The 22,287-nt window shown below is 45.0% G+C and carries 19 protein-coding genes; 9 read left to right on the forward strand and 10 right to left on the reverse strand.

Going from position 1 to position 22,287, the window contains the following annotated elements; translation table 11 throughout:
* Window position 1 precedes the first annotated feature (1 nt).
* The 3 genes from AC50YG_RS27225 to AC50YG_RS27235 all read right to left on the reverse strand — a co-directional run bounded on the left by AC50YG_RS27225 (window position 2) and on the right by AC50YG_RS27235 (window position 3,304).
* Entirely contained in the window at window positions 2-1,282 is a 1,281-nt protein-coding gene (locus AC50YG_RS27225) for a glycoside hydrolase family 27 protein (protein WP_494831521.1), read from the reverse strand.
* Window positions 1,283-1,391: 109 nt separating this feature from the next.
* The gene (locus AC50YG_RS27230; RefSeq protein ID WP_341279192.1) at window positions 1,392-2,273 is read right to left on the reverse strand and encodes an AraC family transcriptional regulator; all 882 of its coding nucleotides are present in this window, start codon (window positions 2,271-2,273) and stop codon (window positions 1,392-1,394) included.
* A gap of 89 nt (window positions 2,274-2,362) precedes the next feature.
* Complete coding sequence (locus tag AC50YG_RS27235) at window positions 2,363-3,304, reverse strand: helix-turn-helix domain-containing protein (RefSeq protein ID WP_494831523.1); 942 nt, start codon at window positions 3,302-3,304, stop codon at window positions 2,363-2,365.
* Window positions 3,305-3,535: 231 nt separating this feature from the next.
* Here AC50YG_RS27235 and AC50YG_RS27240 point away from each other — a divergent pair, with 231 nt between their 5' ends.
* Together AC50YG_RS27240 and gnpA are read left to right on the forward strand one after the other, a co-directional pair.
* Window positions 3,536-4,555: a glycoside hydrolase family 88/105 protein gene (locus AC50YG_RS27240; protein WP_473761143.1), complete on the forward strand. Its 1,020-nt coding sequence runs from the start codon at window positions 3,536-3,538 to the stop codon at window positions 4,553-4,555.
* Between the two features lie 12 nt (window positions 4,556-4,567).
* Complete coding sequence (gene gnpA / locus AC50YG_RS27245; protein WP_494831525.1) at window positions 4,568-6,733, forward strand: 1,3-beta-galactosyl-N-acetylhexosamine phosphorylase; 2,166 nt, start codon at window positions 4,568-4,570, stop codon at window positions 6,731-6,733.
* A 230-nt stretch (window positions 6,734-6,963) separates the two neighbouring features.
* Here gnpA and AC50YG_RS27250 read toward each other — a convergent pair whose 3' ends face one another.
* A complete protein-coding gene (locus AC50YG_RS27250; protein WP_494831527.1) occupies window positions 6,964-7,245 on the reverse strand; it encodes a hypothetical protein in 282 nt (93 codons plus the stop codon).
* Between the two features lie 306 nt (window positions 7,246-7,551).
* On the opposite strand from AC50YG_RS27250, the gene AC50YG_RS27255 reads away from it, so the two are divergent.
* The 5 genes from AC50YG_RS27255 to AC50YG_RS27275 all read left to right on the forward strand — a co-directional run bounded on the left by AC50YG_RS27255 (window position 7,552) and on the right by AC50YG_RS27275 (window position 15,368).
* The gene (locus tag AC50YG_RS27255) at window positions 7,552-9,903 is read left to right on the forward strand and encodes an AraC family transcriptional regulator (protein ID WP_494831529.1); all 2,352 of its coding nucleotides are present in this window, start codon (window positions 7,552-7,554) and stop codon (window positions 9,901-9,903) included.
* 39 nt (window positions 9,904-9,942) lie between these two features.
* Window positions 9,943-11,556: an extracellular solute-binding protein gene (locus AC50YG_RS27260; protein WP_494831531.1), complete on the forward strand. Its 1,614-nt coding sequence runs from the start codon at window positions 9,943-9,945 to the stop codon at window positions 11,554-11,556.
* A gap of 209 nt (window positions 11,557-11,765) precedes the next feature.
* Complete coding sequence (locus tag AC50YG_RS27265; protein ID WP_494831533.1) at window positions 11,766-12,737, forward strand: ABC transporter permease; 972 nt, start codon at window positions 11,766-11,768, stop codon at window positions 12,735-12,737.
* A gap of 29 nt (window positions 12,738-12,766) precedes the next feature.
* Window positions 12,767-13,648 (forward strand): carbohydrate ABC transporter permease, encoded by an 882-nt coding sequence (locus AC50YG_RS27270; protein ID WP_494831535.1) that lies wholly within the window; start codon window positions 12,767-12,769, stop codon window positions 13,646-13,648.
* A 67-nt stretch (window positions 13,649-13,715) separates the two neighbouring features.
* Window positions 13,716-15,368 (forward strand): extracellular solute-binding protein, encoded by a 1,653-nt coding sequence (locus AC50YG_RS27275; RefSeq protein WP_494831537.1) that lies wholly within the window; start codon window positions 13,716-13,718, stop codon window positions 15,366-15,368.
* A gap of 104 nt (window positions 15,369-15,472) precedes the next feature.
* Here AC50YG_RS27275 and AC50YG_RS27280 read toward each other — a convergent pair whose 3' ends face one another.
* From AC50YG_RS27280 to AC50YG_RS27305, 6 genes are all read right to left on the reverse strand, one after another.
* Window positions 15,473-16,930 carry a glycosyl hydrolase family 28 protein gene (locus AC50YG_RS27280; protein WP_494831539.1) on the reverse strand — a complete coding sequence of 486 codons (1,458 nt, stop codon included), beginning with the start codon at window positions 16,928-16,930 and terminating at the stop codon, window positions 15,473-15,475.
* A gap of 101 nt (window positions 16,931-17,031) precedes the next feature.
* Window positions 17,032-18,141 carry a sensor histidine kinase gene (locus tag AC50YG_RS27285; RefSeq protein ID WP_494831541.1) on the reverse strand — a complete coding sequence of 370 codons (1,110 nt, stop codon included), beginning with the start codon at window positions 18,139-18,141 and terminating at the stop codon, window positions 17,032-17,034.
* Complete coding sequence (locus AC50YG_RS27290; RefSeq protein ID WP_494831543.1) at window positions 18,134-18,814, reverse strand: response regulator; 681 nt, start codon at window positions 18,812-18,814, stop codon at window positions 18,134-18,136. Before AC50YG_RS27290 ends, AC50YG_RS27285 begins: the two co-directional genes overlap by 8 nt.
* A 21-nt stretch (window positions 18,815-18,835) precedes the next feature.
* Window positions 18,836-19,402, reverse strand: coding sequence for a class I SAM-dependent methyltransferase (locus AC50YG_RS27295; protein ID WP_494831545.1), 567 nt, complete (start codon window positions 19,400-19,402; stop codon window positions 18,836-18,838).
* Window positions 19,403-19,459: 57 nt separating this feature from the next.
* On the reverse strand, window positions 19,460-20,026 hold the full coding sequence (locus AC50YG_RS27300) for a class I SAM-dependent methyltransferase (protein WP_494831547.1): 567 nt from the start codon (window positions 20,024-20,026) through the stop codon (window positions 19,460-19,462).
* Window positions 20,027-20,074: 48 nt separating this feature from the next.
* Window positions 20,075-20,578, reverse strand: coding sequence for a DedA family protein (locus tag AC50YG_RS27305; RefSeq protein WP_494831549.1), 504 nt, complete (start codon window positions 20,576-20,578; stop codon window positions 20,075-20,077).
* 277 nt (window positions 20,579-20,855) lie between these two features.
* Between AC50YG_RS27305 and AC50YG_RS27310 the strand changes: the two genes are divergently transcribed.
* Entirely contained in the window at window positions 20,856-21,509 is a 654-nt protein-coding gene (locus AC50YG_RS27310) for a DUF4279 domain-containing protein (protein WP_494831551.1), read from the forward strand.
* Window positions 21,510-21,609: 100 nt separating this feature from the next.
* On the forward strand, window positions 21,610-21,978 hold the full coding sequence (locus AC50YG_RS27315) for a hypothetical protein (protein WP_494831553.1): 369 nt from the start codon (window positions 21,610-21,612) through the stop codon (window positions 21,976-21,978).
* Window positions 21,979-22,287 lie beyond the last annotated feature (309 nt).

Here is a 22,287-nt window from a genome sequence, read left to right on the forward strand (position 1 = left end):
CTTAGACGAAGCGATAGAGGCGTACGCCGTGCGGCTGTATCGTGCCTTGCAGCGAGCCTGCTTGTAGCTCGGCAGCTTCTCCGCTCCACAGCTCAGTACCGTCGGCAGCGCCCGTCAGGCCGATTTGTTCAATGGCCAGATTCAGTGGTAGCGGGTTATCGCCAACGTTGAATATGGCAGCATAGCGGGCGCCATCGGTGTGTTCGGCTGTCCAGACGATGAGATCTCCCTGGCAGAGGGCTTCCTTGGCGCCATAGCTCTCCCGGTGCATGCGCAGAACCTCGCGGTTGGTAAGCAGCGAAAGCGTCCAGTCGTCGTTGTCACACAATTCACCGCCGAAGATCAGTGGCGAGCGGAAAATGCTCCAGAGCGACATCATTGTCAGCTGCTCATTACGCGTGAATCTGGTCCAGCGGTCTGCCCCGCCGCCATCCACCGAGCGGATGCCGATGTGCCCGAGGGGCAGCATGTCGCAGTCTGGCCAACAGCCAGCCTCCGGGACGCCTTGCCATTTTCGGCAGCGGTCGAACATATCCAGCAGCAGCGGCCACAGATCCCAGAAGTCGTCCGTAACCCGCCACATGTTGGCATGCTCGGTGAAGAACTCCGCGTATTCTACCGGAGCAGGTCCAGGAGACAGGCTCAGCACCATAGGCCGGCCGCAGCGCTCAATCGCCTTGGAGATTAGAGCTATCTCCGGCTGGTGGGTATCATATAGTCTAGAAGCAGCGATGTCGTCTACCTTTATGAGGTCGACACCCCACTCTGCGTACAATTGAAAGAGAGAGTCGTAGTAGGCCTGAGCGCCTTCCTTAGACGCATCTATGCCGTACATATCCGTATTCCATGGACAGATGGAGTTCGTATGCGCAATATCGCGTGCTGTCGCAGCTGTGCCTAAGATAGGGGTAGCGGCGTGAGCGGCCTGCCGCGGAATGCCGCGCATAATGTGAATGCCGAATTGCAGCCCAAGACTATGGACATAATCGGCTAAAGGCTTGAAGCCCTGCCCGCCCGCTGCGGAAGGAAAACGGTTCTCGGCAGGCATCAGCCGGGAATGCTCATCCATCACCAGCGGAACGAATGGACGATATTGTGAAGAATTTGCAAAGGGCTCGTACCATTGAATATCAACGGTAATGTAGCTCCAGCCGAAGTCTTTGAGATGTTCTGCCATATATTCGGCATTGCCGCGGATTTCGTCTTCTGTGACGGCCGCGCCGTAGCAATCCCAGCTGTTCCAGCCAAGCGGCGGAGTTGGTGCTATAAGCTTATGATTCATGGTAAAGCTCCTTTACTATTTAATTATTGCTCTTCCTAAATTCATCATAATAAAGGAGATTAGCGATATCTATAGTAATCTTGCGTGCATAATAGCACTATATTGCGGTTCAGTCGAAAAATAGCCTTTGGTAGCTTAGGCTTTCGCTGCCGCTCCGGAATTCTCCCGGAGTAAGCCCAGTCAGGCTGCGGAACGCCTTAATGAAATAGCTCCCGCTGGAGTAGCCAATCCGTTCAGCTATCGCTTCAATGCTCAGGCTGGTTCCCCGCAGTAGCTCCATCGCCTTCTCCGTACGCACGCGGGTCAAATAAGCACCGGGAGTCAGGCCCGTACTAGCCGAGAAGCGGCGAATCAGATGATATTTGGACAGGGAGACATGCTCGGAAAGCTGATCCATACTGACCATCCGGGAATAGTTGTGCTCTATAAATTCGGCTGCGAGCCTAATATTCATTGACCAGTTGTCCCTGTCTCGCAGTGTGGTTACCTGCATTCTGGCGAGCTCTGTCACGAATTGATAGACGCAGGAGGAAGCAATCAGCGGATCTGTGATTCTTCCTGCTCCCGCATCAGCCACAATCATCCGCGACAGCCGGACTGGCGCACAGTCTGCGGGCAAATGGGGGACTTCCCCCGCAGCACGCAAAAACTTGCGCCAATGGGGCAAAATCAAGTTGGGCCGGAACAGCAAAAACAGGAACCGCCATGGTTCTTTTGCATCCGGATGGTAGTAATAACGGTGCGGTCCGGGAATTTCAGCGAGAAAAGCTTGCCTCGCAGTAACCCGGTAAGTCCGGTTTTCCGACTCAAACACGCCTTCACCGGAGATGGTGTATTGGAACAACAGAAGAGGACCATCATTCCGCTCCAGGCCGTCCCAGCAGTAAGCGGGATCGGTGATAGCGTCATATCCGGCCGCATATAATACGCACAACTGCAGCTCCTTATCTTCAGCAAACCGGAAGCCGTAGGTGCCTCTGGGAATATTCATAAATGTCCTCCTTGTCGTGAAAATTTTGCTTGTCTGCCAGCAGTTCATCGATTATTACCACATGCTGCCTTGCCCCTGCTGCCTCCACCTCAAACCCACCCCGTAAACTCCAAAATCGACGCCTTTGCCGATTGTGCTTCGGATTTAGCTCCCTTGCGCCATTCTTTTGGGGATACTCCCATAAGCTTAGAGAAGCCGCGATTGAAGCTGGAAATGGAATGAAAGCCGACCTGCTCGGAGATGGAGAGGATGGAAGCATCCGAGCTTTTCAGCTGCTTGCAGGCTTCCTCGATCCGGGTGCTGTTCAGAAAATCAAGAGGGGCGCTGCCCATAATTTCATGAAATTTTCTGCGGAAATGGGTGGTGCTTAAGTGGCATAGCTCAGCCAAAAAATCGATAGTAATAGGGGTCATATAGTTTGTCGTTATATATTCTAGTGCTGAAGAGATGACAAAATCGCTCTTCAGACTATGCTCCGCTTCTTGTTCAGCCAGCAATTCATTCGTGGAATGAATTCTAATGAGCTCTATGTAGAGGGATAGCAATTGGCCATAGGCGCTTTCCTGATAATAAGGCTTCTGCTGCTTCAATTCCTCTACAATGGACGTAGCAAGGGAATAAACCTTGGGATACTGCTCCTTGTTTAAAATACAGTTCTTTCCCTGCATCCTCCACAGGTTCGGCTCGAAGCTGCTGTAAGCGCTTTTAAAGGAATTCTGAAATAGATCCTCAGGTGAAAAAAAGAGATAGGACCATAGACTGGCTGTGTGAGGCGAGCTATACGTGGTGTGGGGAAGATATCTAGGAAGGAAAGTCACATCGCCTGCCTTGAAAGGGACCGTTTCTCCTTTAATCTCCATCATGCCGCTATCCGAATAGCAGATACCGATTTCCAAATGGTTGTGGAAATGAAGATGCTCGCTTTTGACATCCGAAATCCGCCAGCGTTCCCCGCTTAACAGCAAGACTGGGAAGCTGATAGGCAAGCTGTAGTGGCGGTATTCAATGATGGGCTTCTTTTTTCTAGGCATATTCCACACTCCCATTCCCATTACGTTAATTTGAGTTGATTATAGGTGAAAGTCCTGCCAAATTCAATGAGTGAACAAGAATAAATGATTGAAATTGCACATTTTTTCTGCGAATATGCTTAGAAATAGACCATTTTACTGCTTACAATAGAGATTATAAAGCGTTTACAATCAGTCAGATGGCTCTCAGGCGCCTTTGGGAGACATGTGCGAAGGAGAGGGGTATTTATAATGCTTCAAATTACTTATGACAGGGAAGAGATCTTAAGCGTTATCGACAAAGTTACGAGAAAAACACTAGCCATGGATTTAACATGGGACTGGCCTTGCGGAGTAGCCTATTATGGTGTATCCAGAGCTTACCAGGCAACAGGAAATAAAGAGTATCTGGATGCGCTTATCGGTTGGGCGGATGAATATATTGAGCTGGGCCTGCCGAGCTGGACGGTCAACACCTGTGCGATGGGCCATGTGCTGATTACGTTGTATGAAGAAACGGGAAATCAGAAATATTGGGATATTGTGATGAGCAAGGTGGATTATCTCCAAAATAGTGCACTGAGATTCGGAGACAATGTGCTGCAGCATACCGTATCCGTTTCTAACGATTTTCCCGAGCAGGCTTGGGCGGACACGCTGTTTATGGCGGCTTTTTTCCTGCTGCGGGTCGGAAGCAAGCTGCAAGACCAGGCCATGATTCAGGATGCCCTAAATCAATATTACTGGCATATTAAATATCTGCAAAACCCTAGTACGGGGCTCTGGTACCATGGCTACAATAATGTGAAGCAGGACCACATGTCCGGGTTTTACTGGGCGAGAGCGAATGCATGGGGCGCTTATACAATGTCGCAGGTTAAGCCGCTGTTGAAGGAATGGTATTTGTATCCGCCGTGTATGGATGTGGAGTGCTCGCTGCGGGATCAGTTGGCCGCACTGAAGCTTGTGCAGACGGAGAACGGTTTGTGGCGTACCTTGCTTGATGACCTAGAATCTTATGAAGAGGTATCAGCGTCCTGCGGCATTGCGGCGGCCATGATCAATAACGGCAATCCGCTGCACACCAAATATGTACAGAAAGCCCTCAATGGCATCATGGATAACATTAGCGAGGATGGACGGGTATTGGCTGTATCTGGCGGAACGGCAGTCATGAAGGATCGGGAAGGGTACCGCAACATCCCAAAAGATTGGACACAGGGCTGGGGACAAGGCTTAGCACTCGCTTTTCTATCCGATATGCTCAAATAGGAGGGAATCCATTTGTCGAAAAAAACGACGGGGGCCTTTACCCTGCCGGGTGAAGCTGGTTATGAGGCACTGACTCTGGAATTAGCAGAGCGCTGGGGCGCCGATGTCATTCGTGACAGTGACGGCACGAAGTTGTCCGATGAGATTATTAACGCAGGGTACGGTATCTATTCTACGATCTGTATCGTAAGAGACCATAATGAGTGGGCGTCGCAAAATCTGGATAAGCTGCAGCAGTGTTTTTTAATTACGAATCCGAAGGTAGCGGTGCAGGATTATTTATCCGTTTATTTGATGGAGGACTTCTTCGCTGAGCAGTTCAGAGTAAATGATTCCAAAGAAGCGTTCAAGTATTGGCAAATTGTTGACCGGACGACCGGAGAAGAGGTTCCGAGAGAGCAGTGGAATTATGACCGCGAATCGGGGAATGTGGTCCTTACCGGCATTGTGCCTTGGCATAAATACACGGTCAGCTTCATGGCCTACCGAATCTGGGAAGAAATCTCCATGTACAATCACACCACGAATAACTGGAACAAAGAGCATTTGATGCAGATTGATCCGATGTATTCGGAAACGCAAGCGTATATGCTGGACTGGATGGAAAACTGGTGCGCCCAGCATAAGGAAACGACGGTCGTCCGGTTCACCTCCTTATTTTATAATTTCGCCTGGATCTGGGGCAGCAGTGAGCGCAACCGCCATCTGTTCTCGGATTGGGGCTCCTATGATTTCACGGTGAGCGCAAAAGCGCTTGATCTGTTCGCCAAGAAGTACGGCTATTCGCTGACGGCCGAGGATTTTGTAAATGGCGGCAAATATCGCGTTAGTCATATTCCGGCGGAGCAGCGCAAGCTAGACTGGATGGCATTTATTAATGATTTTGTCATCGGCTTCAGCAAACAGCTGATTGACATTGTGCATAACCACGGCAAGCTGGCGTACGTTTTCTATGATGATAGCTGGGTAGGCATGGAACCTTATAATGACCGCTTTCAGGAGTTTGGCTTCGACGGGATGATCAAATGCGTATTCTCGGGTTATGAAGCACGGATGTGTTCCGGAATAAAAGTGGACACGCATGAAATCCGGCTGCATCCTTATTTGTTCCCGGTCGGCTTAGGCGGACTGCCTACCTTCATGGAGGGCGGCGACCCTACGCTGGATGCTAAAAAGTACTGGATTAATATCCGCCGGGCTCTGCTAAGAGAGCCGATCGATCGAATTGGCTTGGGCGGCTACCTGCATCTGGTAGAGCCTTACCCGGATTTCTGCGATTATATCGAGAAGATTGCCAATGAATTCAGGGAGATCAAAGAGCTGCATCAGCAAGGCAAGCCTTATCAGATCAAGACGAAGGTTGCTGTTCTGCACAGCTGGGGCAAGCTGAGATCGTGGACGCTGTCTGGCCATTTTCATGAGACGTATATGCATGATTTGATTCATATTAATGAGGCGCTATCTGGCTTGCCGGTTGAGGTCGGATTCATCGATTTTGAGGATATTCGTCAGGGACAGCTGCAAAACTATGATGTGGTGATCAATGCCGGTTCGGCCGGTTCAGCCTGGAGCGGAGGACGGCACTGGAACGACAGCAAATGCGTGGACATGCTGACCAAATGGGTGTATGAGGGTGGAACGTTTATCGGAGTTAACCAGCCTTCGGCGGTTGAAGGGTATGACAGCTTTTTCAGAATGGCCCATATTCTCGGTCTGGATGAGGATACCGGCGCCCGAGTCGTTCATGGCAAATGGACTTATGAAGCCCGTGACGAGCACGGCCTGGTGCCTGTTGGGGCAAGCATTACAGCTAAAAAAGGCATTTATCTGACCGACGGTTCGGCTGCGGTAGCACAGGAAGTGGACGGGAAAATCACCCTGTCTACGCATGCTTTTGGCAAAGGAAAGGGGATCTACCTTCCTACGTTCGAATTCAGCTTAGAAAATACCCGATTGCTGCTGAACCTGATTCGCTATGCCGGTAATGAGCTGCATGATACAAAATACATGACCGATAACTTATATACGGAGTGTGCTTATTATCCGGAAAGTAAAATACTCGTTGTGATCAACAACAGCGACCAGCTTCAAAGCACGACAATTGATACGGAATACGGGCAGCAAACGTTGGAATTAGCTCCATTTGATACGGTGATTAAGACGATTGGCGGTTCATAAAAATAGAATACGATTGAATCCGCGAGGATATCAATGGTTATCAAAGATTATTGATGGTTATTAAATGCAGAAAGCCGCTCTCTAATGGAGCGGCTTTCTGCTTCCCAAACACGTCTCGTGCTTAGCACAATTGTATGGCGGGCAAGAGGGGAATCAATTAATCAATCTCTAGCCATGCCTCGAAAAAATTACGCAGTTCTTGTCCCTCTTCCTTGGTTGAAACAAGATATTTACAAATAATATGACCTGGCTTGTACCCCAAACGTTGTGAAGTGCTCCAAAATTCCTCTGCATTCATTTGCTTGTCTCGGTTCATCCAGATACAACTGCACCATTTCTTTATCCTGAAAATTAAAAGAGCGGACTGGTGATAGCTTGGCTTGTATTACGCGTAGTGGCTGAGCTTGCATATGCTGATATTTTTCCAGCTTTCGCTCTCTTGCTTCAATTCGTTCAGTCATTTGCTGTAAATAGGCGATTTTCTGTTCTAATTCAGTCTTTGTTTCTCTCAATGATTCCATTATTAATGGGGATTATTGCAAGCCAATTTGGAATGTTCATGGTACCCCTTATTTTGCTGATCCTATTTAGTATTATGTTTGTATCTTCAGAAATCGTTAATAGGGTTCACAAGCATAAGCTTGTATAACGCAGCACTAATTCAGCCAATATCATCATCCTACATACTTTTCATTAAAATTCGTTGCTGATCTGGCCTCCAGTTAATCCCCATTATTGTTCCTTCTCTTATCTGCGCATGATATCATCATTATGATTCGTAGTTTTTGAAGTAGAGAAGGCAAGGGGGCAAGCAATGAATGTGGGGTATTAAGCAATTCGTGCAGCAGCGCAAGTTATTGTTGAAAATGATCTTCTCTTATTTGATTGTCAGCTTTATATTAATCGGTATTTTTTCCTTTCTTGTCGTCGATAAAGTGACGGGAAATTTGACCGATGATATTTTCGACTCGGTGGAGACGATGAATAATCAATCCTTTAATACGGCCAATGTGCTGCTTTCATCGACCTATCATTATTTTTCATCCGTCTATATTGGCAACGAGCATATCATTAATGGGTTGTATGGGGAACAATTTTCCGTTCTGGATACATACCGAATAAATCAATATTTAATTGATTTAAAAGCAGCCAACCCCTTAATTGAATCGATATATATTTATAATTTTGAAAATGATACCGTTTTCTCGTCGGAGACGATGCTGCAAACCGTAGACGATTTTTACGATAAAGATATGACGCAAATTATTAAAAATACGAACACGTCCAAGCTGGGCATTTTTATACCGCGTCACTTGGCCGCCTTTAAATCAGATCTTAAAATAGACAAAAACCTGATCTCGCTTGTTTATTCCAAATATGCGACCAAAGAAATCGTGGATAGTACGTTTGTTGTAAACCTGGACCAGCAGACGCTGCAAAATCTAGTCACCAAAGGCATCGGCAACGAGTCCCTCCAATCGATGATCATTAACGAGGAAGGGACCGTTATCTCTCATTCTGATCCCAGCCTGATCAACCAAAATTGGGGGAGCGAGGCGCATATTAAGAAAGTGATTTTATCGAAATCCGGCAAAGGTGAATTGAGAGAAGAGATTAATGGCAAAAGCTATTTGATTTCATATATGAAAGCGGATTCTTTAGGCTGGAGCTTCATTGGCATGGCCGAGATAAACAGCCTGCTCACGAAGGTAGATAAATTAAAGCAATTTATTGTGTGGCTGACCGTTATTTTTATCACGATTGCGGCGCTGACGGTGCTGTTCTCCATTCGCTTAATTTACACCCCGATTCATCGGCTGATTAAACGAGTAGGCTCCTCTCTCGGAGAGCTGCGCGAAGGCGCACAGCTTAATGAATATGAGTTTTTAACCAAATCCTTTCAGCATTTGGAAAGCAAAGTGAGCGATTTACAGCATAATATTTCGGGTTATAGGCCTGCGAGAAGGAAGGAACTGCTGACCTTCGTCGTGAAAGGCGGTTACGTTCCTCATGTGCACGACAAGCAGCTTTCAGAGCTGGGCATTCGCTTTAAGGGCGACCGGTTTCAGGTGTGCATGCTGCGCTTGGACGGTTACGAGCGGCATTTTGGACGGATGGATTTAATGGATGTGTCCTTAATTAAATATGCTGCGGCCAATATTGCCGAGGAAATTATTGCAGGCCAGCTTCAAGCCTCCGTGTTTGACGATCAGGATGATGGCATTGTCATGCTGCTGCATTGGGCATCCGAAAGCGAGCTCACGCAGCAGGATATTTTGAAAATGATTCAGGATGTTCAGGCTAGCATTTCCTCGTATTTAAAAATCAGCGTGACGGCTGCGGTTGGCAGCGTCGTTCATACGATAGAAGAAATTCCGCATTCCTGGAATTTGACCTATCATGCGTCCCGCTATCGTTTGATTTACGGTCATCATGCTTTCATCACATTTGAGGATATTCGCGCTAATGAGCAGAAGGAGCATGAATACCCTAGCGCTTTCGAGAAAGCGATAACGGACAGCCTGAAGATGGGGGAGCGGGAGAAGCTCCAGCAGGCGATTGGCGATTTTTTTCATGAATTAAAGGGTTATCCTTATGATGAAATTATGTTCTTCCTATCCCAGCTTTGCGGAAGCATGATCAGAATTTTTAAAGGTATGCTGAACGAAGAGGATTTAATGTACAATGGCATCTCGGCCCTGCCGGAGAAAATCAGAAAGCAAGAAACGATTGAGCAAATGGAAATCGAATTTCAAGCGGTATGCGAGCAAATAATGGAGCGGAGAGATCAAAATTCATCGCAGAAAAATGTGAAGGTCGTTTTGATCATTACGGACCTCATTCAGCAAGAATACACTAATCCCAATTTGTCGGTGGAAGGGTTGGCGGAGCAAGTAGGCTTATCTACCAATTATGCCCGCAAAATATTTAAAGATCAGACAGGAAAATCCATCACCCAATATGTGACCGATTATCGTTTTGAGAAGGCAAAGCAGCTCTTGCTGGAAACGGATCATTTGGCAGGAACGATATGTGAAATGATCGGTTTGACCAGTAAAAATCATTTTTATGCCGCGTTTAAAAAGTATACCGGAAAGTCGCCGATTCATTTTCGCAAGGAATACCAATTGGTCGACAAATTGAAGGATATACAAACTCAAGAAGGCTGATGCAGCCATTTATTTCGCATGGAATAGGGGGAATTAATCGTGAAGGCAAGTGGCCTATCCAATTGTAGATTAGGTCTTATACTCGTGTTGGTCTGCCTTCTTCTTGCAGCGGGCTGCCAAGGAGGCTCTGCCAAAAGCCTAAAGAGTGCGGCGACAAAGCAAGGAGAGAAAGCGAGTGAGCCTGTCACCTTAAAGGTGATGTTCTTTGGGAGCAAGCCAGCCGATATGGACAAAATTTTGGCGGAATTCGAGCGTTTAACGAAAGATACCCTTCACATCAAGCTGGACATTTCCTGGGATGTCGCCGATACCTACAATCAGAAGATGAGATTGAAAATGGCTGCAGGCGAGCAAATTGATATGCTGTTTGACGCTTCCTGGATGAATTTGGAGCAGAACATCGGACAAGGCTATTACCAGCCCTTGGATGATTATTTTCTGAATGAGAAGTATCCGAGCTTGAAGCAGGCGTTTCCGCAGGCGATTTTGGATGCCAATCGGATCAATGGGCGCCTGTATACGATTCCATTGACGAGCAATTATACGGATTTTGGCACGATTTTCATTCGGAAGGATTTACGGGAGAAATACGGGCTACCTCCTATTCAAAATATGGAGCAGTTTCAAGTCTTTTTGGAAAAGGTCGAGCAAAACAATCCGGAAATCATTCCGTTCGGAATTGGCAATCGCGGATTTTTTGATATGTTTTATAATTTCAACGACAAGCAGACTCATTTTCGAGCGGTGCCTCATGTTATTTATGGGACGGGTGTTGAATTTAATTTAGTTTTATCTGACGATGGCAAGCAGGTTCTAGGCGCAACAACAATAGGAGACCCAGAGTCCGACTACGCCAAGCTGCCGGCACCGTTTAATCAATCCGATTATTTCTACAGCCACAATGATAAGAGGGTAGAATTTAGCCGTTTCATTCCGAGGGATGTGCTGAGCAATGTAGAGGATCTGGTCGTTACGGGGAAAGCGGCTGCGGGAGAAGGGGCGATAAGCGGCATTTCAAAAATCAAGCAGCGGCTGAAGGGCGCTATTCCTGAAGCAGATTTGGAGGTTTTTATTTATAATGATGCGGCCCGCACGTTGCAGCCGCAGGCGATAGGAACCTCCTATAAAGCGTGGAATAATATCGTCATCCCGATCTTTTCCAGGCATAAGGAAGAGTCGATGAAATTTATAAATTGGCTGTACGAGAGTCAAGACAATCATGATTTATTCGAGCTCGGTATTGAAGGGCTGCACTGGAACAAGAAGGGCGATCATATGTACGAGATGACGCCGTATGCGAAGGATTATTTATTTCCCGCCTACGAATTGACGCTTAACCCGTCATTATCCCGTCTGAATGCCGATCATGACGAGCAGACGCTGCAATATTTGAAATATCAGGCAAGCGAGGATTCTTATTATCGGGTAGCGCTAAGCGGCTTTACCTTTAATCCCGAACCGGTGAAAATTGAAATCGCGAAGGTGCAGCCGCGCTTTGAGGCTTTCAATCTCATTACTCAGGCTGGGCTTGAGCCTAACTGGCGAGAAGAGGCAAGCAAGCTGAATGCCGAGCTTCGCAGGCTGGGACTGGAGAAGATCCGGGCAGAGTTTATAAAACAGGTACAGGCTTATATCGATAGCGGTGGCCATTAGATAAGGGCTAGCCCACAAAGTCATTTCATGACGGCGGGGGCGGCCCTTTTTTGTGCGTTTTCGGTAGAAAAAGTGAGATTTGATAGTCCATAAATGGTAATAAACATGGTTTTGCCTAGATTGAATTCTAGCCTCCGACAGCCCGAAACGAAATAATAAAGGAGTCAGTTGGAGCTTATATAGTCAACGATCAGATAAGGAGGTTCAGCATGGAAAATTCCATAGCGCATCAAGACCAAGCAATAAAGCGGATCACACTGAACAAAAAGCCCTCTTTTTTTAAGGAGATTCGAAAAAATCACTTGCTGTATTTGTTAACACTGCCCGGCATTTTGCTGCTGTTTGTCTTTTCCTATTTGCCGATGTTCGGGATTGTCATTGCCTTTCAAAATTACAATCCGGTGAAGGGGATTTTGAAAAGCGAATTCGTTGGCTTTAAAAACTTTCAGTTTTTTCTGGAATCCAGCGATGTGTATCGTGTTGTCTTTAATACGCTGTTTCTAAATTTCCTATTTATCGGCTTCGGCACTCTTGCTTCATTAATCATCGCCATCATCTTCTCCGAGCTGAAAGGGAAATATTTCAAACGAATCGCACAAACGATTGTGACCCTGCCGAACTTTTTATCCTGGACGGTGGTCGCGACCTTTGCAACCTCGTTCCTCTTGTACAAAGAGGGGCTGATCAACCAAATCCTGAGGGATTTTGGTTTAGAAGGTTTCGCCTTCTATAACACAGCTGCGTATTGGCCGCTTATTCTCGTTATCATCAAGCTGTGGCATGCCGCAGGCTTTGGTTCAATCGTGTATTTGGCCACGATATCGGGCATTAATCCGGAGATTTATGAAGCGGCTTCCATGGACGGCGCCACGCGCTGGGGCAAGATTCGCCATATTACGCTGCCGATGGTGAAGCCAACAGTCATGCTGCTGCTGCTGCTTGCTATGGGGAACATTTTCTACGGTGATTTCGGCATGATTTATGCGATCGTAGGAAAAAATGCGCTGCTCTATCCGACAACGGATGTCATCGACACCTATGTGTATCGGGCGCTGGTGGATTTGGGCAATGTGAGCATGGCCGCCTCCGTTGGTCTGATTCAATCGATCGTCGGCTTCGTGCTGGTCGTAACGGTTAACCAATTGGCACGGAAATTTTCGCCTGATTCGGCGCTCTTTTAATAAATCTATCAGAAAAGGTGAGGCGTAGCATGATAAAAGAAAGCGCTGGAGACCGGCTGCTCCTATCGCTCATGTATGTCGGAATAACGGTATTTGCTCTCGTATGCCTGATTCCGTTTATGACCGTCATTAGCGGTTCATTATCCACGGAGGGCTCCATCATTAGAAACGGATTTACGCTGCTTCCTAAGGAATTTTCCCTTGAAGCTTATAAGCTTTTGCTTAAGGACAGCACGATTTATAAATCCTATGGCGTGACGTTTTTTGTGACGGTCGTCGGAACCGTATTGGCAATGATTGTAACTTGTGCCCTTGCGTATCCGCTGTCTGTCAAATCGCTCAGATATCGCAATTCGATTAACTTTTATGTGTTTTTTACGATGCTGTTTCATGGCGGGCTGGTGGCTACATACCTGCTCATTTCCAAATATTTAGGGCTTAAGGATACGATCTGGGTACTGATTATTCCCGCCCTTATTAACCCATGGAATATGTTCCTTATGCGTAATTTCTTCAATTCCATTGATGAATCAATTGGCGAATCGGCCAAAATTGACGGGGCCAATGATGTCTATATTATGTTTCGCATTATGATTCCGATTTCATTGCCAGCCATTGCCACGATCAGCCTGTTTTACGCGCTCGCCTTTTGGAACAAATGGTTTGAGGCGATGCTCTACATTTCGAATGAGGATTTGTTTCCGCTGCAATATTTGATCAAACGGATTTTGGATAATGCGGCATTTGCCAACAATCTTGCTTCAGGCGTAACGGCTCCGGGCTATATTGTCCCTACCTTGACCTCAAGGCTTGCAACGACAGTCGTGACTATTGGCCCGATTATATTCCTCTATCCGTTCCTGCAAAAATATTTTGTAAAAGGGCTGCTCGTTGGCTCAGTCAAAGGCTAATCTCATCGCAGGATGATTTTAGATAGATGTAGATAAATTCAGCAGCACAAAAAAGGGAGGAAAAACAATGAAAGCAAAAATGTTTATGGCGGCAACGCTGGTTATGGTGCTATTTTTAATGGCGGCATGCAGTGGAAACAACGGCGGCACCGGAACTAACGGCAATATTAGTGGGAAGCCATCCCCAAGCAGCAGCGAGACAGAGGGGACGGTTAACCCAGATGCGGCAGTACCTGATCCGGTGACCTTGAAGTTCATGCTATTCGGCGATAAACCTGCGGATATGGATAAGGTTCTCGCTAAGTTCGAGGAAGTTAGCAAGGATTCGATTAATACGAAACTTGAATTTGAATATAACACGCCTCAGGATCATCGGCAAAAAATGCAATTGAAGATGTCGACAGGCGAAGCCGTTGACGTCATGTTCGATGCGGGCTGGATGAATTTGTACAATCATGTCAGCCTCGGCTATTATGCAGAGCTCGATAAATATTTTAACAATGATGACTATCCAGGGCTGAAAGCGGCATTCCCTGCGGAGTTTGTTGAAGCGAACAAAATTAACGGCCATCTTTATACGATTCCGCTTACGTATTACTATACCGATCTTAACGTCATCAGTATTCGCAAAGATATACGCGAGGAGTTGGGACTTGGCCCGATTACAACGTTGGAGGAACTAGAAGTTTATCTTCAGCAGGTTCAAGAAAAGAAGCCGGACTATACGCCACTCTCCTTAGGAGGCCGAGGCTTTCATAAGCTGTTCACGCCATCTGAGAATGGACGGACCGATATTCGCCTAGCTGCCATTGGAAGCGATTCCTTCACCGGAGGCATTCCATTCAGTGTTGCGCTATCGGAGGATGGCAAGAAGGTAATTGGCGCGGCAACGTTGGGTGATCCGGATTCGGAATTCGCGAGCTTCCCTGCGCCCTTCAACACGCATGCTTCGATTTACGGCCACTTCCAGAAGCGAGTGGACTGGAGCAAGTACATTAACAAGGATGCTCTAGCTCCAGCAACGGGTGTCGTCTCAGATAAGGGCGGCGCTGGAGAAGGCACGATTGGCGGCATATCAAGAGATCGGCAAAAGCTGCAAGAGGCATACGGTACGGGGCTGGATATCGAACCGTTCGTATATGAGAGCGACGATGCTCGCAATATGAAACCAGGCGCTATTCGAACGGATTTCCGCGCGAACAACAGCGTCGTTATTCCAGCAAGCTCCAAAAACATTGATCGCACGATGAAGTTTTTTGATTGGCTGTTCAGCAGCAAGGCCAACCATGATTTATTCGAGCTTGGCATTGAGGGCGAGCACTGGGTAGCCGATGGCGACAATGGCTACAAAACAACGGCAAATACGACGAAATACCAGTTCCAGCCGTACGAGCTTACCTGGAATCCGAGCTTATCGAGGCTGAATTCGGATCAGGACCCGGCTACGATGAACTATTTGCAGTATGCGCTTGATAATAACAACTACTTCCAAATTGCGCTTTCGGGCTTTATCTTCGATTCCAAGCCGGTGGCGACAGAGCTTGCCAAAATCAAGCCGAAATTTGATGAGGTCGAGCAAATTCTCAAGGTAGGATACGAGAAAAACTGGCTGGAAATGGCCCAAAGCTTAAACAAACAAATGCGTGATTCCGGACTTGAGACCGTACGTGCGGAAGTGCTTAAGCAAGTACAGGCATATTTGGATGCAGGCGGTAAATAAGAAAAGCGAGGAATGCTGCGGATAGCGGTAGAGTGCACGATGTAACAGGAAATAAAGCACAAATAACAGCCCCTTCCGTCTTTTGGTGACGAAGGGGCTGCTTCTTATGAATTGGACAAAAACGTAATGTTTCTGGCAAATGGATTGATGTGAAAATGGCCCTCTGACGCATCACTAATCCATTGGTTATTGATGCGGAGGTTAACAAAAGTAATATTTTCAACAGGTCTTTGTTCATCAAATCCGTAAATTCGATTGGGATTGCTATTCTCTCCGCTATAGGTGACATTGCGGAACGTAATATTTTCGATACGGTTGCCAGGAACTGGATTATAATCGGCATTGTGGACGACCCGAATATCAACCAGCTGTCCTTGCTCGAACGGCTCGACGCGGATATGATCGTACAGCACATGGCGAACTGTATTTTTATCCCCCGCATTAATGGCTAGCACCCCCCAATAATTTCCTTGGGGCTCGTGATGCTCAAGAATGTCCAGATTCTCAAAGATAATATCCTCAATCGTATCTCCGTCATGATGGTGATCGCCATGGGTCCCAATCATTAGCGGGTGAGCGACGTCCGCCCATAGCACCGAATTGCGGACACGCACGCGGCGCGTATCTCCTTTATAATCCCAGCGAGTGCCATAAATAGCGATACAATCATCCGATGTGCGCAGAAAAACATCATCAATGTCTATATCGGAGCTAGCCATCATATCGATGCCATCCGACCAGCCTCTTGTGCTGAAGGATTTGAAGTTGCTAATGCTTATATGAGACGATTTTCCAATATAAATGCTGTAATGGGGCGGATCGAGCAAAATAAGCCCCTCAACCTGAATATTTTGTGAGAATACAATTCGTACGCCACGAAAAGCCGAATAGCGATGGAAATCGGATAGGTATAAGATGCCTCTTCCTCTTATGGTTACATCCTCAACATACTCGCAGACGAGCGAACCAACGACGATGGCGCCTCCGGCAATATAAACCGTCTTGCCAGAAGGAATACGGAGTATCGTTTCTTCCAAATAATGCATCCCGGGCGCAAAATAAATCACATCGGGCGTCAGACCCGTCTTGACTGTCGGGGTTGCGGCTAATTTTAAAATATCCTCAGTTCGGTGAATAGCGGGCTTTCCAGCTCTCTCCAGCACCAGCACGCCAGGATCACCGGGTCTAGGTGCATGCTGCTCCAGCTTGCTGGCAAAGAGATGCAGATTGCGGAAGCGCTCGTCATTAACCTCAATTGATAATTTTTCAGGGCGATCTAATGTGAAGCGAATGGCATCGCTGCTATATTCAGCCTGAATGCCCGTTGATAGTGGGCGTACGATGACGCTGCTTATGGGCGTGAAGCAGCAGTCGATTTCTACCTCTACCGTGCCCTCCATATCGAAATAGGCCATGGAAGCTTTCCGAACGTTATGCATATCCACCTTGACCTCGTACACGAACAGTTCTTGCCAGTCGCCTCCGTTGTGTCGAACGCGTACGCGATAGTTATCTGAACCAATGGCACCTTCCGGTGCTGAATAAATGATCGTCTGACTCATGTGGACCCCCCAAATACAAAATAGTGATTGCCTGTACTCAGGTTAATATAATGGGGCGGCCGCTAACAATTGCATAAGTTAATGATAACAATGGATATTAATCATTTTGTATTTATGATGCTGTCTTCCAAAGGAAGTGTCAGCTTAAACTTGAAAATATTGGTTGTATGATCGAGTGTTAAGGTTCCGCCATGAAGTTCAATAATGTTTCTGGCAATCGAAAGGCCTAGCCCAGCACCAGATTGTATGCCGTCGCTGCTTCTGGAATCATCCACTTTATAAAAGCGGTCGAAGAGTTTAAGTTGTTGCTCCAAAGTGAGAGGCTGTCCTTTATTTTCTATTACAATCGTAATATGATTCTTATCCGTTTTCATAAAAATGCGGATGGTTCCCGGCTTTAAGGAGTATTTTAGAGCGTTCATCAATAAATTATCAATCGCTCTGGCAATTTTTTCGCTGTCTATGCGAGCCAGAAGGGGAGTGTCACCAATCTCTTTTTCAATATGGATATCATTCTCTAGGGCAATAGGCTCAAATTCAAAAAGCAATTGATAGAGCAGTTGATGCACATCAATCATCTTTAAACCCAGTTGATTGTCGATAGAGCTAAGCCGGGTATATTCGAATAAGTCATCCAGCAGCTTTTTCAAATGAATCGCTTTATTATAAGTGTTTTGAACAAAGCGCGAATATTCTTCTTTATCTTGAAATGATTCAGATTTTAAAAGCTCGATATAGCCGATGATACTTGTCAGAGGCGTACGCAAGTCATGTGAAATACCTGTGATCATCTCCATCTTGGATTTTTCCAAATCACGTTCTTTCACAATCTGCTGCTCTAAGCGTTCCGTCATTCGATTGATGTTATGGGCAACCCGCCCAAGTTCATCCTGACGATCAACGGATACCCGATAACTCAAATCCCCTTCGGAAATAATTTGCAGTCCACGTTCCAAGTTGATTAAGTCTTTAACGAGGCGTCTTGTCAAAATCAAAAAAGTGAAAATAAATATAAGCATAAATAATGGGGTAATCAGATAAGGAAAGAAATTGTGCAACCAAGTCGATTCCATGACTGTACTAATTTTCAAGAAAAGCATAATAAGAAGATTGTTTATACAAATGGATATGATTATACTTAGTGCTATTCTGCTCAAAATATGAACCTGAATCTTTTTTTTACGTTTTGGTTTTTTGATAGGTTCATTCAATTTTATAGCCTACTCCCCATACGGTTTTAATATATTGAGGCTCTCTTGGGAACTCCTCCAATTTTTCACGTAAATTACGGATATGGACCATCACAGTATTATCTGAATATCCGTAGGGCTCCTTCCATACGCTTTCGTAAATTTTATCAGCGCCGAATACCTGCCCGGGGTGGCTTGCAAGCAGCACCAGAATAGCAAACTCCAGAGGGGTGAGCGAAATATCGTTTCCTTTCAGCTTTACGGAATGCTTGCTCTTATCAATGACAAGATCCTTGATAAGGATAAGCGAATGATATTCTTCTTTGCCAATTAAGGATTGCCGTCGCAGTTGGGCTTTAACGCGAGCAAGCAGCTCTAACGGATTAAAGGGTTTTATCATGTAGTCATCAGCACCCGTAGTAAGGCCTGTGATTTTATCGATATCTTCTTCCTTGGCCGACAGCATAATAATCGGAGTGTTCGATATTTCCCTGATTTTAAAGCAGGCTTTGATCCCATCCATTTGAGGCATCATCACGTCCAAAATGACAAGCTGGATTGAGGATGTTTTTATGACATTTAAGGCTTCCAGACCATCTGCCGCTTCAACGACACGATATCCTTCATTTCGCAAATATACATGAATGACATCTCTAATTTCCGAGTCATCATCAACAACAAGCACGGTATGCATGGCATGAGGCTCCTTCTTTAGTTATAGCGTTTCTTTCCTACGACACGTATATACAAAAGCTGGAGGAAAATTGAATGGCACAAACTCGATTTTTTCAATAATAAATTTATCGGATAAATGCTTTTTCATTTGAAGGGAATACTGATAAGCAACAAAGATTCCTCCGGGCTTAAGTGAGTTCATGATCTGATAAAGCAGCCTTTCTCGCATTTCATTGGAAAAATTGAAAAAGGGCAATCCGCTAATAATACAATCCAACTGCCCGATTTCCTCTTGTTTTATTTTCTTAAGCAAATAGCAAGCGTTCGAATGGCCTACGAAATTCGGGTACTCTTTTTTTAGTTTATTTCTCATTTCCCTATCTCTTTCAAACAATAATACTTTAGTAGATTCCATTAGCTGTGTCTTCATGAAGCGTGTTACCGCACCTGTGCCTGACCCTAACTCAGCGACTGCCTGTACCTCATTCCAAGGTATGGGCTGGATCAGCTTGGCTGCTAGAAATCGCGAACTGGGCAGAACACTTCCTACTCGATTTGGATTTTTGAGAAAACCTTGCAAGAAAAGCAGACATTCGGTAATGCTCAATGGATTTACCTCCTTATCAATGATTTTATCCAAGAAGAATGGGAGTATTTATTTTAATTAAAGGGTGTCCCTCTTGCGGCATGTGTATACAAAAGCTGGAGGGAAATTAAATGGCACCCATTCGATTTTTTCAATGATAAATTTCTTAGAAAATTGTTTTTTCATTTGAAGGGAATATTGAAAGGCGATAAAGGTTCCGCCTGGTTTGAGTGCTTGGGTAGTCTGATCAAGCAGCGTTTCTCGCAGCTCGCTCGAAAAGTTAAAAAAGGGCAAACCGCTAATAATACAGTCCAACTGCTCAATGCCTTCTTGCTTCATCCTTTCCACTAAGTAACAGGCGTTTGGATGACTGATAAAATCCGGATATTCCGACTGTAAATTGTTCCTCATCCTATCATCCATTTCAAACAGCAGCACTTTAGCAGAACCGGATAACCGTTTCTTGATAAAGCGAGTGATGGCACCTGTACCCGATCCAAGCTCAGCGACTGTCTTGACACCGTTCAATGGCATAGAGCTAACCATCTTTGTTGCCAGAAATCGAGAGCTGGGCATAACACTTCCGACTCTTTTCGGGCTTTGAATAAAGCGCTGCAGAAAAAGTAGACATTCCTTGATGTTCAATGGATGTTCCCCCAATATTTCATTTTCTTGATGATGTGCTGAAGCAAATTAGAAGCTGAATATACGAAGCGAGTCTAACAGATGAGTGCCAAAGTATTTGCCGACCGTAAAAAATGTGAGGGTCCAAAATAAAACGCTGAGATAGGAAAGCAGGGCAAACTTTTTGAATTTCACACCGCTTAGCCCGATGAATAGGGGAAGAATATACCGCACGACTGGAATGAATACGCCAATACACATGGCCCAATCTCCCCGTTGCTTCAAAATCTCTTCTGCCCTCTGAAAATGTCGCTTATGCTGAAATCTGTTTATTAATTTCTCCCCAAAAATTCGGCCTGCACAATAAGAGAGCGTAATAGCCGTTAATAGACCGCTTAAAATGCAGATATAGGTTATCCACGGATCTAAAGCGTCGGTGCTGCTCAAAATGCCGCCTGTGAGTATCGTTATTTCATTCGGGACAGGAATGCCAAATGGGCCTAAAGAGAAGGCTAAATAAAATATCAGATAGCCGTGCTGCTCGAACAGTTGCGAGATTGTGTTGCTAAACATGATTGGCCTCCTCGCTTTATTTTGTTAGGAAAATAATAACGAAAACATCTAAGGAATTTACGAGTATATTTCTAAAGAAAATCTAAAGAATTGAAGGGGGAAATAAAGAGGACAAACTTTGAAGAGCTTTGCTCAAAGCAGTTGGAGAGTTTCTTTTTATGTTGTAACTTTCTGAATTTGATATACTGAAACTAGTTGGAATAATATTCATTTTTTATCCGAAAGTATAGTAGGTATATAAATAATCTGGAGGTCAATATTTTATGGAGGTTCGAAGATGATTGAGGTGATTAAGAAAGTTGCGCTCAAGGAAATAGAAGAACAATCCTTCGAGCTAACGAAACAATATTTATCCGTACATAAGTTGGTTTATGAGAATGGCAAATTTAAAATAGCAGATGTCATAATGAATGATGGAGAACAATCCGCTGAAGTTTATTTTTCTGTTGTGGATGAAGAATATTATTTCGTAGTTTATTTAAATACTTCACCTGAAATAAAGGTTAGATTTATGGGAATGAGTGCGGGGAATCGTGTATATTTATCAGTTTCATCTAATGTAACTAATTTAGAGAAACTACTTGAGGGAGTTCATTTAGTACCCTCTGAAACATGGCAGAAAGGAACTCAAATTTCAAAAAGAAATACGAATAGATTCTATGAAGATAGCGGGTTTACTTTCCAATTAGAGGATAAGAAAACGGGGGAAGTTGAAGAGAAATTAGCAAATTTAATAAATAAATTAGAAACATCGAATTTGATTCAAATGATTAAATCAGATGAAATTCATAAAGAAATTCGGGTTGTTTACTACGGCTACAAAGAACAGATGGGGGGAATTAATCTAAAACCAATGATCATTGAAAAATTATCAAAGTTAAATGCTTCATTAGATATAGATTTATATGCAGGCGGACCAGATTTGGAGTAATTCATAAGGAAATGGATGCCACCGATACCAAACGTTATCAAGAAATATTGCGAGGAGTTAAAGATAAATTGTGCGAATGGTAATTCAAGGATGTTGTCTGTTGCTGCTTATTTCATTAGTAGCCTGCATGTCAGAGAATGAAAAGTATATTCCAGCCCGAAAGACGCCTAATGGGTTTCACAAGGAATTTTATACAAGCACGATCGAGATATTAAATGTGATCGACTCAAAGATGAGAGTAGGAACACCTTATACGCAAGAAGAGCGTAAGGACATTTTGGCTTATTTTATTAAACCATCAGAATCGGATGAAGAGCTCTTATTTAAAGCTGATTTTAGTAGCCTAGATGGGATTGCCCAAAAGTATTTTGAAAAACAGAGTGAAAATGACAACGCAGAAATGGAACGATTAAAGGATATGTATGATGACAGTTTGGAAAAAGTTTTAAAGGATTTAAATTTAAAGTAGTCGGGGAGGGTGATTCAGCTTGACAACCCTTCAGGGCTAAGAAATACAAAACCGTTATCATAAATGGCCGAAATATAAAAAGACTGGGTGAGCTATTTTGAATATTTATATTGAAGAAGTGCATATGCCTTGACCTATATTTTAAAGAGGATGGAAGTAAATATGAAAATCTGTTCAACTTGTCAAAGTGTTAATGTCGGGTCTGTCAACAATTTTGTGTAAACTCTGTTGAAGCAAAAGTTAACGCAGGTGCTGACTGATCCGTTCAGGGAAAAAGACGGAGAGCTGGAGGAGCATTTGTCCCCAATT

This window comes from Paenibacillus sp. J31R34, assembly GCF_059383715.1.